Genomic DNA, 14,294 nt, shown 5'->3' with positions numbered 1-14,294 from the left:
CTTTCACCATATTGAAGAATAATTCAATCAGAAATGAGAACTAACGCACGCGCTTATGACGTACTAATAAGATAATTAAGCCGATAACGATTAACCACGGCAGCATTTTCACAATCAACCCCAACATGCCCATGATGAACATAAAGGCAATGCCAACTATCACCGCAACGGTGACGGAAAGAAATGAAATACCAAATATCGCGAACGATATAATGAAGAAAATCAGAAATAGAAACTCGAACATATTAGGGCCTCCATCGGCGTAAAACTTTTTAGTTGCAAAACTGAGCTATAGAAGAAAGATTGCAAGATAGAGGCCATTATTAAACAAGTGTAACCATCTGAATTTATTGAATTTTATATATTGAGATATTCTAACCCACAAAGTCTCTGGTTAAATTCGCCAAATATTGGTTATGTTATACATCGAGTTCGGTTGGAATTTTCGCTAGTGCTGCTTCGATCACTTCAACCCCCGCTCCTGCTTTATGCGCGTTCTCACTAATATATCGACGCCATTGTCTCGCGCCTGCCATGCTTTGGAATAAACCAATCATATGACGAGAGATGTGCCCCAGATTTGCGCCATTAGCCAACTGAAACTCAATATACGGCAACATCTCATGCACAACTTGGCTGCGCTTTTTAACCGGAGTATCTAAGCCAAAGATTTCCTGATCGACCATCGCCAATAAATAAGGGTTTTGATAGGCTTCGCGCCCGACCATCACGCCATCCAAATGTTGCAAGTGTTCTTTGGCTTGCTCCAAGGTTTTAACCCCACCGTTCACTGCAATCGACAAGTGTGAGAAGTCTTGCTTAATTTGGTAAGCTCTTGGGTAATCGAGTGGAGGAATTTCTCGGTTCTCTTTTGGGCTCAGACCATTTAACCATGCTTTACGGGCATGAATGGTGAACTGCTCACAGCCTCCTTTTTCAGAGACAACCTGAATAAAGTTGGTCAGAAATTCATAACTGTCTTGCTCATCGATACCAATGCGGGTTTTCACCGTGACGGGAATCGAAACTTCTGCTTTCATCGCCGCAATACATTCCGCCACCAGCTCCGCTTCTCCCATTAGGCAAGCACCAAAGCGTCCATTCTGTACTCGGTCCGATGGGCAGCCGACATTGAGGTTTATCTCATCATAACCGCGCTCTTCAGCCAACTTTGCACAATGCGCCAAGTCTTTAGGATTCGATCCCCCCAATTGCAACGATACTGGGTGCTCTTCCTCACTGTATTTCAGAAAGTCCCCTTTGCCATGAATAATCGCGCCTGTGGTAATCATCTCGGTATACAGCAGAGTTTGAGATGACAATAAGCGATGAAAGTAACGGCAATGACGATCCGTCCAATCGAGCATTGGGGCAACAGAGAAGCGATTTGAGTCGAACGCACTTGTGGAATCAAGCGTAGGCATTGAAAAACCTCAGATTTAATACATCAAAAATCACCGAGCCGATGTAAATACCAGCAACACGGGAATCATTAAAAAAGAATCTGCGGATTATACACTGAGAATTGAAGACATATAAAAAGAAAGCGTTCCTAAAATATCCTAATTCGAGCTAATGAGTAGCTCTTTTAGCTTTTGGATCATAGTAGACCGATAGCTTTTAGATCATAGTAGGCTTTTAGATCATAGTAACCCCAAAGCTAAATTTGGAGACAAATATTCACCTAGCGTTCGGATAAGAAGTAAGAGATACAAGAAGATGGAGAGAGGTTTTAGAAAGGAGTAAGCAGGCTAGCGTAGAAGCTAAGCCTGCTTGGACGCAGAAGGTTAGCCGAAACGACCGCTGATGTAATCGCGAGTCAAACGGTGTTGTGGGTTATGGAACACTTCTTTGGTCGAGTTAACCTCGATCAAATCACCTAGGTGGAAATACGCCGTGCGATCGGAAACGCGCAGTGCCTGCTGCATTGAGTGAGTTACGATCACAATGCTGTAGTTCTTCTTAAGGTCATGAATCAACTCTTCAATGACCTCAGTAGCAATTGGATCAAGCGCTGAACACGGTTCATCCATTAGAATCACTTCAGGGCTGATTGCAATAGTTCGGGCAATACAAAGACGCTGCTGCTGACCACCCGATAACCCTGTTGCTGGATGATCGAGGCGATCTTTCACTTCATTCCACAAACCTGCTTTGGTTAATGACTCTTCCACAACCAGATCCATATCAGTCTTACGTTCGATAAGACCATGTAAAAGAGGCCCGTATACGATGTTCTCGTAGATAGACTTAGGAAATGGATTTGGACGCTGGAATACCATCCCAACTTGAGAGCGCAACTCAACAATTTCCTGCTCTGGGCTATAGATATCGCTACCATCAAGGGTGATGGAACCATTGATAACACAGCCATCGACGGTATCATTCATTCGGTTTAGACAACGTAGGAATGTTGACTTACCGCAACCTGAAGGCCCAATCATTGAGAGTACTTCACGCTCACCAATATCGAGGCTGACTTTCTTGATCGCTTGTTTTTCACCGTGATCGTAAAAAACATCAACATCACGCGCGCACATGCGTGGGTTATCAATAAACTTAACGCCGACCGTCGCGCGTGATTCATCTTCACGATGGTGAACAGAGCCAGTCTTTTTTACTTCAGTTACGTTTTCAACGTTCATATTCTGCATTACTTGTGTCATTTTCAAAAAACTCCTACCAACGACGTTCTAGACGTTTACGCAGCATAATTGCGCATGAGTTCATAAAGGCAAGGAAAGCGAGCAATACCATAATTGCACCGGAAGTATTTTCGGCAAAGCCTTTCTCCGGGTTTTCTGCCCATAAGTATATTTGTACTGGTAATGATGTTGATGCATCGAAAGGTCCCTGAGGAACATCGACAATAAATGCAACCATACCAATCATAATTAATGGTGCGGTTTCACCCAAGGCTTGTGCCATACCGATGATCGTGCCAGTAAGCATACCTGGCATTGCCAATGGCAAAACATGATGAGTGACAGACTGCACTTTTGACGCACCAACACCGAGTGCCGCATCCTTAATTGAAGGAGGAACAGCTCGAATTGCAGCACGGCTTGAAATAATGATGGTCGGTAAAGTCATGAGTGAAAGCACCAGACCACCCACAAGCGGAGCGGAACGCGGTAAGTCCGCCATGTTCAAAAAGATCGCGAGACCTAAAAGACCAAATACAATCGAAGGAACTGCAGCCAAGTTATTGATGTTAATTTCAATTAAATCGGTCCACTTATTCTTCGGTGCAAACTCCTCAAGGTAGGTTGCCGCTGCTACCCCAATAGGGAAACTGATACAAAAACAGACTAGCAATGTGTAGAACGACCCGACGGTTGCTCCCCAAATACCGGCCAGCTCAGCATCTCGGCTATCACCGTTAGTAAAGAAGTTCTTATTTAACACCGTGCGTACATTGCCATCTTCTTCAAGTTGTTCATACCAGCCGATGTGCTTGTCTTTAAACTTACGCGAATCTTCTGGTACGTCTTTCGAGAAGTTGCCTTTGTTGTATTGGTTAAATAAATCACCCGCTAACGCCCAGTAGGTGAACTCCTTCCCTATCAAAGATGGATCTTCTACCACCAAATCACGCAAATCGTATTCAGCCCCATTGGAGATGAACGCATAAAGTGCCTTACGATCTTTACGACTTGAAACCTCTATTTCCTCTCTGAGAGCGTCACGTAATACCTTCATATAGTTGGCACTAAATAACTCATCTTTCGATGGTTCTTCGCTCGAAAGGCCTAAGGTTTCTTTGTCTAGAGTAACCTCTAAGCGAATCTCTGTAGTGTAAAATGCGGTATAGCCCTGTGAGATAATAGAGCCAAGCAAGATCACTAAGAACAGGATCGCAAATGAAATAGACGCAACACCAAAGGAGCGGAAGCGCTTCTCCTTAGACTTACGTTTCGCTAAGCTTGCTTTTACTTTCGCTTTCTTAGTCTTTGACATTTCTACTAATATATCAGTCATATTGCTCTCGATATTTCTTCACAATGCGCAATGCAACAAAGTTAAGCGCTAATGTAACGACAAAGAGTGATAGGCCCAGCGCAAATGCGGCCAGTGTTTTCGGACTATCAAACTCTTGGTCTCCAACCAGTAACGTGACGATCTGTACCGTTATAGTCGTAACAGAATCAAATGGATTCGCCGTTAGATTTGCCGACATTCCTGCCGCCATCACCACTATCATGGTTTCTCCAATTGCACGAGAAACCGCAAGTAATAGACCACCAACGATACCCGGAAGCGCTGCTGGTAATATTACTTTTTTGACTGTTTCCGACTCGGTTGCACCCAACGCGAGCGAACCATCTTTTAATGTACGCGGAACGGCGGTAATCACATCATCAGACAAAGAGGAAACAAATGGGATAATCATAATTCCCATAATCAAACCTGCGGCTAATGCACTCTCAGATGACGCCGATTCAATACCAATGGATTGGGCGAAGTCGCGAATCATCGGAGCAACAACTAACGCGGCGAAAAAACCGTATACCACTGTTGGAATACCCGCGAGTACTTCCAAAATAGGCTTAACAATTGAACGAACTCTTGGCGTAGCGTATTCCGCTAGGTAGATAGCACTCATCAAACCGATCGGCGCGGCGATAGCCATGGCGATGAATGAAATCATCAAGGTACCAGTAAACAATGGGATAAACCCGAATGCCCCACTTGCTCCTTGTTGATCGGCACGTATCGCTACTTGAGGTGACCATTCAAGCCCAAATAAAAAGTCAGTAACTGGAATAATTTGGAAGAAACGAACCGCTTCAAACAACACCGATAAAACAATGCCTACCGTGGTAAGAATGGCGATGATTGAACAGATAAGCAGAAATGTCTGCATAATCGATTCAACATAAACACGAGCACGTACCTTTGGGCGAACCAATTTCCAACCAAGAGCAAGCCCTGCCGCAGATAGTGCGATTAACGATGCAAAGCGGATGTTCGAGCCGAGCTCATTTAGGCGGGTATAGTGGCTTGCCGCTTCGGTTAGCCAGTTATGATCTGTTGATTTTATCCCATTCACAACATGCAAAATCTGACTAAACAAGAGAGAATGATCGGTCCCACTAGCCAAAATATCTGCGGGTAGTTCTGCCATGACCATTGATTCAACAATGCTTGGTGAGAACATGCTCCACAGAACAAAAATAATAAGCGCTGGTACGGCAGATAACACAGCCGCAAGCGAACCATAGTAAGAAGGTCGGGAGTGAAGATATCTTAGACCACCATTGGCTTGTGCCAGCTTTCTTGAGCGAGTTTTCGCCATGATATAAGCAAGGGTCGAGATACCTAGCAACAAGACCAAAAGCAACGAATTCATAGAGCCTCTGAACTTATTACGAGGCAGCTATCTTTTGATAGCCACCCCGTTTTGTTAGTAGAAATAATGATTCTTAAAGGTTTGGTGTCAGGTTAGAACCAGCAGCGCGTACTGCTTTCCAATCTGATTCAGGCAGTGGAATCAAACCACGGTCTGCAAGATACCCTTCTTCACCAATCGCTTGCTCAGAAGTAAACGCATCTACGTACTCTTTAAGACCAGGAATCGTATCTTTGTGTGCCTCTTTAACATAGAAGAACAGTGAACGTGATACTGGGTAGTCACCAGAACCAATCGCTTCAAACGTTGGTTCAACGTTATTTATGATTGATGCTTGAACTTTATCCGCATTCTCTTCAAGGAAAGAGTAACCAAATACACCTAGAGCTTTAGGGTTCGCCGCCAGTTTCTGAACGATTAAGTTATCGTTCTCACCCGCTTCGATGTATGCGCCATCTTCACGAACAGAGTGACATACTGCTTTGTATTTGTTCTTGTCTGTCTTTTTAAGAGCTTTGATTGAATCGAAAGTCTTACAACCACCTTCCAATGCAAGTTCTGCAAATGCATCACGAGTACCAGATGTTGGCGGTGGACCTAGAACTTCGATTTTTGTTGCTGGAAGTGAAGGGTTAACTTCATTCCAAGTTTTGTATGGGTTTTCGATTAGATTGCCATCTGCATCTGGAACCATTTTAGCGATACCAAGATAGACATCACGTAACGAAAGCTCAAACTGAGTTGCTTCTTTCGAGTTCGCAAGAACAATACCGTCATAGCCGATCTTGATCTCTACGATATTGTTTACACCATTGCTCGCACAAAGCTCAACTTCTGAAGATTTGATCTTACGCGATGCGTTTGTGATATCAGGTGTATTCTCACCAATACCTGAACAGAATAATTTTAGACCACCGCCAGAACCTGTTGATTCAATTTTTGGCACTGAAAATGATGTAGTGCGGCCAAATCGCTCAGCTACAACAGTCGCAAATGGAAATACTGTTGAAGAACCTACAATACTTATGTAATCGCGAGATGCAGCATTAGCAACACCAGAAGTAGCCATTGTTACAGCCATAGTTGTTGCAGCAATTAACGCTTTAACTTTCACATCAACCTCCAAGTCGATTGTTTTATTTAGTCATCACACCCAATGGTGTATCAAGAATATTTGGTTTGGGTTCATCCTTGAACGAGGTTGATTTCATCAGGGAAATGTTTCAGAACAATGACAGTTTTTTTAATAAAACATTTCATCGCGATATAAAATGGAGATAGGTGAATTTGTTGACTACAATTTAATTAGTCATCAACCGATGTGGTGAGGATGGTGAGATATTATTTTACCTTGAATGGAAATAATCATAATACTTTGATATTTAAGAAATAAAAATCACACCAAGCAGATAGAATTGAAAAAGCATCATGTAAAAGTTAGATCAAACTAAACTTGAAAAAGTTTATCAAATAGATGTACAATGTATATACACTAAAAACTATAAGGAAACCGCACATGAAATTACAAAAAATATTTTTTAATAGCGCAGAACAACCTGTATTTGGTCTTCTAGAAAGAATCAGCCTTGGTGCTTTTATTGTCCTGTCAGTCTTATTTACGCTAAGTTAAGTAATATTTCTCTTAATTTTTAGATATCACAAGGGATTGCTAAAAGGATCCTAGCAGCCCTGTGGTGTAACACTTCTTCAGTTATCTTCTTAATTCCCCTCAGACAAACAGCTCAATCGTAAGAAGTTCATAGTATTAAAATTGATGCAGCTTTTTAATCCGAATTAAAAATTGGAACAATCGTTCGCGAAACCCTTGGTAGAATTCATCTTCACGCCCAATAGGCACTCGGTTGTTTTTATCCTGATTATGGATAATACAAGGCTCACCACCGATAGGAGCACTGATTTCTAAACATTCACCAGGAGAATAATAAAAGACAAAACGAAGATAATTAATAGAATCCTCTTCGCTCACATCTGTAAAAGTAATATTAAAATATTCCTCTAACTCAGCCACCAATGTTTTAACCAATTCAATCGCGGTATTTGTATCCTGGTGTTCCATTATCACAACTCCTACAAGGTAACTTGATATGGTATTGAAGGTTCAATTCGCTCAAGTTAACGTTTTATATCAACAAATTGTAGTGGCTTCTTACCCTAAAAACCAATATCTCCTAAAGCACCTACCATGTCATTTTCCAATTTCGGTCTATAATATTAGTAATAAATCATTTGTACCCCTCATAAAATGTAGAAACTCGTGAAAAATTAAACGAAAATGTGTAAAAAGTAGTATATTAATAAGTACGTCCAATGGTTATGGTGATGAATTTTGGACCAAAATTTAATTGAAAAAATTGAGGGGATTTGTGTTGAGAGAGGGGTTAGACTCACTTCACAACGCAGACGAGTATTTGAAATAATTTGTTCAAATAGAAAAGCTTCAAGTGCTTATGAGTTACTAGAAGCGTTAAAAACAAGTGAACCACAAGCTAAACCACCAACGGTTTACCGAGCACTTGATTTTTTGATGGATCAAGGCTTTATTCATAGAGTGGAATCAACAAACAGTTTTATTTCCTGTTGTTCATGTAATGCTCATAAACACTTTTTTCACCTTTTAATATGTGACAAATGTAATGATGTTATTGAACTTCAAGATAAATCATTGGTTGCTTTGTTGGAACAGAACGCAGAGACGCATGCTTTTCAGGTTACAAACCATGTTATTGAATCCCATGGTATCTGTCAGTCATGTTCCTCTAATCAAGAGCTTAACTAGTAGATCGATTATATGCGCGCAGAATTTGTAAACCCATTTCTAGCATCATTGCTAAACGTACTTAAAACAATGGCTTCTTTAGACTTAAAGCCTGAGAAACCTAGAGTAAAAAAAGATGAGATCGCTCGTGGCGATATATCAGGCTTAATTGGTATGATCGGCGATAAAAGTCGCGGCTCAATGTCGATCACTTTCGATGAAAACCTCGCACTTGAAATAATGCAAAACATGTTGGGCGAACGCCCAAATGGCCTCAACGAAGAAATCACTGACATGGTAGGTGAAATCACCAACATGGTCGCTGGGGGTGCAAAACGTATTCTCGCAGAAAGTGGGTTTGATTTTGATATGGCGACTCCTGTTGTTGTTTCAGGGAAAGGTCATACGATTCGCCATAAATGTAAAGGCTCGATTATTATCATGCCTTTTAATTCAGAATGGGGTAATGCCTTTATCGAGATTTGTTTCGAATAGGCAGTAGCTTAAGTTACATGATCAAAAAAGGTTGATGGTATGGTTACCATCAACCTTTTTTATTTTCTCAATGTGTACGACTCAACAATTAAGCCGTACACAACGGATACGCTAGCGTAGTGCTTTAAATGCGTTAATCAACCCATTGGTCGAGCTATCGTGAGAATCAATCGCTTTGTCATCCCCAAGCTCTGGTAAGATTTGATTCGCCAATTGCTTACCAAGCTCAACACCCCACTGATCAAATGTAAAGATGTTCCAAATAACACCTTGAGTAAAGATTTTGTGCTCATAAGTTGCAAGCAAATTACCGAGAGTTCGCGGTGTGATCTGTTTGACGAGAATTGAGTTGGTTGGACGGTTTCCTTCAAACACTTTGAATGGTACTAAAGACGCCACTTCTTCTTTCGTTTTTCCAGCAGCAACAAACTCAGCTTCAACCTGCTCTTTAGTTTTACCAAACGCCAATGCGCCAGTTTGAGCAAAGAAGTTCGACATTAGCTTCTCATGGTGATCACCGGTTGGGTTATGCGTTATCGCTGGAGCAATAAAGTCACAAGGGATCAACTTAGTACCTTGGTGAATCAATTGATAGAATGCATGCTGACCATTTGTTCCAGGTTCACCCCAAATAATAGGGCCTGTTTGATAATCCACCGCACTGCCATCGCGATCAACAAACTTACCGTTGGATTCCATATTACCTTGCTGGAAATAAGCCGCAAAACGATGCATATATTGATCGTAAGGAAGAATTGCTTCCGACTCTGCGCCATAGAAGTTGTTGTACCAAATTCCGATCAACGCAAGAATCACAGGAATATTTTTTTCAAATGGCGTGGTAGAAAAATGGTTATCTACCTCATGAGCACCTGTTAATAGTTCTACGAAATTATCAAAACCAACACCAAGAATGATTGAAAGACCAATTGCCGACCATAGTGAGTATCGACCTCCGACCCAATCCCAGAATTCAAACATATTGTCTGTATCAATACCAAACTCGGAAACAGCTTGAGCATTTGTTGATAGAGCAACAAAGTGTTTTGCAACTTGTGACTCATCTTTAGCTTCATTTAAGAACCAAGTACGCGCAGTATGTGCATTGGTCATGGTTTCTTGAGTCGTGAACGTTTTCGATGCAACAAGGAACATCGTTGTTGCCGGATTTACTTTCTTCAATACTTCCGCAATATGAGTACCGTCAACATTGGAGACAAAATGCAGATTCAATCGAGTTTTATAAGGCTTAAGCGCTTCAGTTACCATGAATGGGCCAAGATCTGACCCACCAATACCAATGTTCACAATATCGGTGATCGCTTCACCGGTATACCCTTTCCACTCGCCAGAAATAACGCGCTCAGAGAAAACCTTCATCTTATCCAGTACCGCATTCACATCGGGCATGACATCTTTGCCGTCAACCAAAATCGGTGTATTACTACGATTACGCAGTGCAACGTGCAGAACCGAACGACCCTCTGTTATATTGATCTTCTCGCCACTAAACATGGCTTTAATTGCACTCGATACTTCGGTCTCTTCAGCCAGTTTGAATAACAAAGACATCGTTTCTTCATTGATAAAGTTCTTTGAATAATCAACTAAGATATCATCGCCAAAGCGCGTAGAAAATTTGTCGAAACGTTGGGCATCTTGATTAAAGAGTGATTTCAAATCAGTATCTTTAACAGATTCAAAGTGCTGTGTTAACGCTTTCCAAGCTTGAGTTTCAGTTGGATTAATATTCTTCAACATGGTCATATCGTCTATCCCGATCTAATATTATTTTTAACACTGTGCCAAAGCATTCACTCTAGCAACCAATATATCTAGAAGCTATCTTCAAATTACACCAAAATTACTGCGTTATAGTATACTTAATTTTCGAAGCGAATTTACGTTTAAGTTCAAATAGAAAACAATTTCCTATCTAAAAATCTAAATGCTAGTGTAGTAGAACATTCACTATACACCACAGATTAAGGTTGAGCTGAAGATGTGGAAACAAAAAATCATAACACTCAAAGCACGTCACCGAGGTTTTCACCTCATCAGTGATGAAGTTCAGCGCCAATTACCCGAATTAACGCAGATTAATATTGGAATATTGCACCTTTTTATCCAACATACCTCAGCGAGTCTGACGATCAATGAAAATACCGATGAGACCGTACGTCATGACATGGAACGCCACTTCAATAACTATGTTCCCGAGCGAGCTCCTTACTATCAACATACCTATGAAGGTGATGATGATATGCCAGCCCATATAAAGTCTTCATTGTTAGGAAACAATCTTTCAATACCAATCAGCAACGGAAAATTGGCATTAGGTACATGGCAGGGTATTTACTTAGGTGAGCATCGAGATCATGGTGGTAACCGTCGGCTCGTCGTGACCATTCAAGGTGAATAATAGGAGGCTGATGATTCTCCTCCCATAGCTACCTTATGCGAGTGTTATTCATCGTCATCAAACGCTGGGCCAGCATAATTATCAAAACGAGAATGTTGGCCTTGGAAGGTTAGACGTACAGAACCAATCGGACCATTACGCTGCTTACCCAAAATAATTTCTGCGGTGCCCTTCATCGAACTATCAGGGTGATAAACCTCATCACGATAGATAAACATAATCAAATCCGCATCCTGCTCGATCGAACCTGATTCACGTAGATCTGAGTTTACAGGGCGCTTATCGGCTCGCTGCTCCAATGAACGGTTTAACTGAGAAAGTGCAACAACAGGAACATTCAGTTCTTTCGCCAAGGCTTTTAATGAACGAGAGATTTCGGCAATTTCTAATGTTCGATTTTCGGTGAGTGATGGCACGCGCATCAACTGAAGGTAATCGATCATGATCATTGATAAGCCACCGTGCTCTCGCGCGACACGGCGAGCTCTGGATCGCAATTCCGTTGGTGTTAAACCAGAACTGTCATCAATATACATGTTCTTCTTCTCCATGAGTCGCCCCATAGACGCTGAAATTCGAGCCCAATCCTCATCATCAAGTTGCCCAGTACGAATTCGGGTTTGGTCAACTCGGGATAGTGATGCAAGTGTACGCATCATCAACTGTTCTGCTGGCATTTCTAGAGAGAAAATCAATACCGGCTTTTCTTGCTCCATTGCCGCATTTTCACATAAGTTCATCGCAAAGGTTGTTTTACCCATCGATGGACGAGCAGCAACAATGATCAGATCTGATCCTTGCAAGCCTGCAGTTTTCTTATTGAGATCGGTAAAGCCAGTATCGACACCAGTTACACCATTTTGAGGCGATTTATATAACGTCTCAATTCGCTCTAAGGTTTTCTCTAAAATAGAATCAACGGTTTGTGGGCCTTCGTTCTCATTGGTTCTTGCTTCAGCAATCGCGAAGACTTTACTTTCGGCTAAATCCAATAACTCTTCAGAATTACGACCTTGAGGATCATAACCCGCGTCGGCAATTTCATTTGCCACCCCAATAAGGTTTCTCACCAGTGCACGCTCTGCCACTATTTCGGCATACGCATTGATATTTGCTGCACTCGGCGTATTTTTGGCTAAATCGGCTAAATAGGCAAAACCGCCAACATCTTCTAGCTGTTCGCGTACTTCTAGGTGTTCCGATAAGGTAATTAAGTCGAGTGGATTATTTGATTCTAAAATGGTTTTAATACCATCAAAGATTAACCGATGAGGACGACTGTAAAAGTCATTACTGATCACTCGCTCGGCCACAGTGTCCCAGCGTTCATTATCCAATAACAAGCCGCCAAGAACCGACTGCTCAGCTTCAAGTGAATGTGGCGGGCTTTTAATCGCTTCGACTTGAGCATCGCGTTTATGATTGGAGAATTCTGGGTTTACTTGGGCCATTACTTAACTCAACTAAAATATGATGAGAGCCATTATAACCGCATATAAAAAATTAGAAACGAGCGATATTCGTAATTGAAGAGGAATTTTAAGCAAAAAAAACACCAGCCTAAGCTGGTGTCCTATATCATTTTATTACTGAATTACTCAGCAACAATTTGAACCTTAGCAGTAGCAAATACATCTGAGTGTAGTTGAACACTGATGTCAAATTCGCCAACATTACGTAGTGCGCCTTCTGGAAGACGAACTTCGCTTTTAACAACAGCAACACCAGCTGCTGAAATCGCTTCAGCGATATCGCGAGTACCGATAGAACCGAATAGTTTACCTTCTTCGCCAGCTTTAGATGCAATAACAACTGCTTCTAATGCTTCAACTTGGTCAGCACGTACTTGAGCTTCAGCAAGTTGCTTAGCAACGTTTGCTTCAAGTTCAGCACGACGGCCTTCAAATACTTCGATGTTAGCTTTAGTTGCCATAACAGCCTTACCTTGTGGGATAAGGAAGTTACGTGCATAACCAGATTTAACAGCTACTGTATCGCCAAGACCACCTAGGTTACCGATTTTATCAAGTAGAATAACTTGCATTGATTAATCTCCTTTCTTAATAACGGTGCCGATTACTGATGTTTGTCAGTGTAAGGCAATAGAGCTAGGTAGCGTGAACGCTTGATTGCACGAGCTAGCTGACGCTGATATTTAGCACTTGTACCAGTGATACGGCTAGGTACGATTTTACCAGCTTCAGTGATATAGTTTTTTAGAGTTGCTACATCTTTGTAGTCAATCTCTTGTACGCCTTCTGCAGTAAAACGACAGAATTTACGACGACGGAAGAAACGAGCCATGGGCTATCTCCTGATCTTAAATTTGAGTGATGTTAGTAGCATCAGGTACAAACACTATAAAGTCTCTATACCGCTGCTCTATACTAAATAATGAGAATTTAATAATGACCAATGAGTGCAAATAAAATTGAACATCAAATTTGATTCCATTCTTATTACACTACTAATCACAATAGAGGTTTAGTATGACTACTGATTCTCTACTGAATTGGTCTTAAATTACTCAGAGTCTCCATCAGTTCTCACTTCTTCACGCTTAGGACGCTCATCTTTAGCTTTAAGCACGATAGAAGGTTCAGTGATGGCAGCTTTAGTACGCATGATCATGTTACGTAGAACTGCATCGTTGTAACGGAAAGCAGTTTCAAGCTCATCAATCACAGCCTGCTCAGATTCTACGTTCATAAGAACATAGTGAGCTTTGTGAAGTTTGTTGATTGGGTAAGCCAATTGACGGCGACCCCAGTCTTCTAAACGGTGTACAGCACCGCCAGCTTCAGTGATAGAACCAGTGTAACGCTCGATCATGCCAGCAACTTGCTCGCTTTGATCAGGGTGCACCATGAATACGATTTCGTAATGACGCATTTATTGCTCCTTACGGATTATTCAGCTTCCACAATAGGCCCGGTTATCCAGAGGAAGCAAGGAACGAAAAAAAATAGAACCGAGAATTAAGGACGACGAATAATATAGAATGCCGACATAATAAGCAAGTAGAAAGATGATGAAAAAGCGCTGCAGAGGAGAATAGATCTTCACCTAACACAAATAATAAGAAAACCCTTATCACCATTCACATTTCATTTACTTTAGACAATAAAAAAGAGGAGCCATAAGCTCCTCTTTTTCTAATGTATAGATAAGTTATTAAGCAATAACTTTAGCTACAACACCAGCACCTACTGTACGGCCACCTTCACGAATCGCGAAACGTAGACCTT

General features: G+C 41.5%; 16 protein-coding genes. 3 read left to right on the top strand and 13 right to left on the bottom strand.

The genetic code is table 11. The features are described from left to right. Positions 1 to 40: 40 nt before the first annotated feature. From ACXJY6_RS19060 to ACXJY6_RS19030, 7 genes are all read right to left on the bottom strand, one after another. Complete coding sequence (locus ACXJY6_RS19060) at positions 41 to 244, bottom strand: envelope stress response protein PspG (RefSeq protein WP_458769292.1); 204 nt, start codon at positions 242 to 244, stop codon at positions 41 to 43. A 175-nt stretch (positions 245 to 419) separates the two neighbouring features. Then, positions 420 to 1,424 (bottom strand): tRNA dihydrouridine(20/20a) synthase DusA, encoded by a 1,005-nt coding sequence (dusA, locus tag ACXJY6_RS19055; RefSeq protein WP_458769291.1) that lies wholly within the window; start codon positions 1,422 to 1,424, stop codon positions 420 to 422. 363 nt (positions 1,425 to 1,787) lie between these two features. Beyond that, the gene (pstB, locus tag ACXJY6_RS19050) at positions 1,788 to 2,555 is read right to left on the bottom strand and encodes a phosphate ABC transporter ATP-binding protein PstB (RefSeq protein ID WP_458769302.1); all 768 of its coding nucleotides are present in this window, start codon (positions 2,553 to 2,555) and stop codon (positions 1,788 to 1,790) included. A 124-nt stretch (positions 2,556 to 2,679) separates the two neighbouring features. Further along, positions 2,680 to 3,981: a phosphate ABC transporter permease PstA gene (gene pstA / locus ACXJY6_RS19045; RefSeq protein ID WP_458769290.1), complete on the bottom strand. Its 1,302-nt coding sequence runs from the start codon at positions 3,979 to 3,981 to the stop codon at positions 2,680 to 2,682. Then, positions 3,974 to 5,353, bottom strand: coding sequence for a phosphate ABC transporter permease subunit PstC (gene pstC / locus ACXJY6_RS19040; protein WP_456053107.1), 1,380 nt, complete (start codon positions 5,351 to 5,353; stop codon positions 3,974 to 3,976). The genes pstA and pstC overlap by 8 nt, the downstream gene beginning before the upstream one ends. 73 nt (positions 5,354 to 5,426) lie before the next feature. Continuing rightward, entirely contained in the window at positions 5,427 to 6,467 is a 1,041-nt protein-coding gene (locus ACXJY6_RS19035; protein WP_458769289.1) for a PstS family phosphate ABC transporter substrate-binding protein, read from the bottom strand. Positions 6,468 to 7,118: 651 nt separating this feature from the next. Further along, on the bottom strand, positions 7,119 to 7,430 hold the full coding sequence (locus ACXJY6_RS19030) for a hypothetical protein (RefSeq protein ID WP_458769288.1): 312 nt from the start codon (positions 7,428 to 7,430) through the stop codon (positions 7,119 to 7,121). A 270-nt stretch (positions 7,431 to 7,700) separates the two neighbouring features. Between ACXJY6_RS19030 and ACXJY6_RS19025 the strand changes: the two genes are divergently transcribed. Further along, positions 7,701 to 8,150 carry a transcriptional repressor gene (locus tag ACXJY6_RS19025; protein WP_456053110.1) on the top strand — a complete coding sequence of 150 codons (450 nt, stop codon included), beginning with the start codon at positions 7,701 to 7,703 and terminating at the stop codon, positions 8,148 to 8,150. Between the two features lie 12 nt (positions 8,151 to 8,162). Next, positions 8,163 to 8,624, top strand: coding sequence for a chemotaxis protein CheX (locus tag ACXJY6_RS19020; RefSeq protein WP_456053111.1), 462 nt, complete (start codon positions 8,163 to 8,165; stop codon positions 8,622 to 8,624). Positions 8,625 to 8,735: 111 nt separating this feature from the next. On the opposite strand, the gene pgi is transcribed toward ACXJY6_RS19020, so the two are convergent. Then, positions 8,736 to 10,385: a glucose-6-phosphate isomerase gene (gene pgi / locus ACXJY6_RS19015; RefSeq protein WP_458769301.1), complete on the bottom strand. Its 1,650-nt coding sequence runs from the start codon at positions 10,383 to 10,385 to the stop codon at positions 8,736 to 8,738. Between the two features lie 241 nt (positions 10,386 to 10,626). Between pgi and ACXJY6_RS19010 the strand changes: the two genes are divergently transcribed. After that, positions 10,627 to 11,046: a secondary thiamine-phosphate synthase enzyme YjbQ gene (locus ACXJY6_RS19010; RefSeq protein ID WP_458769287.1), complete on the top strand. Its 420-nt coding sequence runs from the start codon at positions 10,627 to 10,629 to the stop codon at positions 11,044 to 11,046. A gap of 44 nt (positions 11,047 to 11,090) precedes the next feature. On the opposite strand, the gene ACXJY6_RS19005 is transcribed toward ACXJY6_RS19010, so the two are convergent. From ACXJY6_RS19005 to ACXJY6_RS18985, 5 genes are all read right to left on the bottom strand, one after another. Next, entirely contained in the window at positions 11,091 to 12,497 is a 1,407-nt protein-coding gene (locus ACXJY6_RS19005) for a replicative DNA helicase (protein WP_456053114.1), read from the bottom strand. A gap of 143 nt (positions 12,498 to 12,640) precedes the next feature. Further along, positions 12,641 to 13,090 carry a 50S ribosomal protein L9 gene (gene rplI / locus ACXJY6_RS19000; RefSeq protein WP_456053115.1) on the bottom strand — a complete coding sequence of 150 codons (450 nt, stop codon included), beginning with the start codon at positions 13,088 to 13,090 and terminating at the stop codon, positions 12,641 to 12,643. A gap of 32 nt (positions 13,091 to 13,122) precedes the next feature. Next, entirely contained in the window at positions 13,123 to 13,350 is a 228-nt protein-coding gene (rpsR, locus tag ACXJY6_RS18995) for a 30S ribosomal protein S18 (protein ID WP_000090472.1), read from the bottom strand. Positions 13,351 to 13,569: 219 nt separating this feature from the next. Continuing rightward, a complete protein-coding gene (rpsF, locus tag ACXJY6_RS18990) occupies positions 13,570 to 13,938 on the bottom strand; it encodes a 30S ribosomal protein S6 (protein WP_456053116.1) in 369 nt (122 codons plus the stop codon). A gap of 282 nt (positions 13,939 to 14,220) precedes the next feature. Then, on the bottom strand, positions 14,221 to 14,294 hold a 74-nt coding region (locus ACXJY6_RS18985; protein WP_131818057.1), incomplete at its 5' end, for an EF-Tu C-terminal domain-related protein.

The sequence above is a fragment of the Vibrio phycocola genome (genome assembly GCF_054404255.1).
The sequence above is the reverse complement of the archived record's forward strand: the minus strand, read 5'-3'. Positions and strand labels throughout refer to the sequence as shown.

Excerpts from the sequence above, each read along its gene's own strand:
- ACXJY6_RS19060 (WP_458769292.1), bottom strand. The coding sequence starts at position 244 with ATGTTCGAGTTTCTATTTCTGATTTTCTTCATTATATCGTTCGCGATA.
- dusA (WP_458769291.1), bottom strand. The coding sequence starts at position 1,424 with ATGCCTACGCTTGATTCCACAAGTGCGTTCGACTCAAATCGCTTCTCT.
- pstA (WP_458769290.1), bottom strand. The coding sequence starts at position 3,981 with ATGACTGATATATTAGTAGAAATGTCAAAGACTAAGAAAGCGAAAGTA.
- pstC (WP_456053107.1), bottom strand. The coding sequence starts at position 5,353 with ATGAATTCGTTGCTTTTGGTCTTGTTGCTAGGTATCTCGACCCTTGCT.
- ACXJY6_RS19030 (WP_458769288.1), bottom strand. The coding sequence starts at position 7,430 with ATGGAACACCAGGATACAAATACCGCGATTGAATTGGTTAAAACATTG.
- ACXJY6_RS19020 (WP_456053111.1), top strand. The coding sequence starts at position 8,163 with ATGCGCGCAGAATTTGTAAACCCATTTCTAGCATCATTGCTAAACGTA.
- pgi (WP_458769301.1), bottom strand. The coding sequence starts at position 10,385 with ATGTTGAAGAATATTAATCCAACTGAAACTCAAGCTTGGAAAGCGTTA.
- ACXJY6_RS19010 (WP_458769287.1), top strand. The coding sequence starts at position 10,627 with ATGTGGAAACAAAAAATCATAACACTCAAAGCACGTCACCGAGGTTTT.
- ACXJY6_RS19005 (WP_456053114.1), bottom strand. The coding sequence starts at position 12,497 with ATGGCCCAAGTAAACCCAGAATTCTCCAATCATAAACGCGATGCTCAA.
- rplI (WP_456053115.1), bottom strand. The coding sequence starts at position 13,090 with ATGCAAGTTATTCTACTTGATAAAATCGGTAACCTAGGTGGTCTTGGC.
- rpsR (WP_000090472.1), bottom strand. The coding sequence starts at position 13,350 with ATGGCTCGTTTCTTCCGTCGTCGTAAATTCTGTCGTTTTACTGCAGAA.
- rpsF (WP_456053116.1), bottom strand. The coding sequence starts at position 13,938 with ATGCGTCATTACGAAATCGTATTCATGGTGCACCCTGATCAAAGCGAG.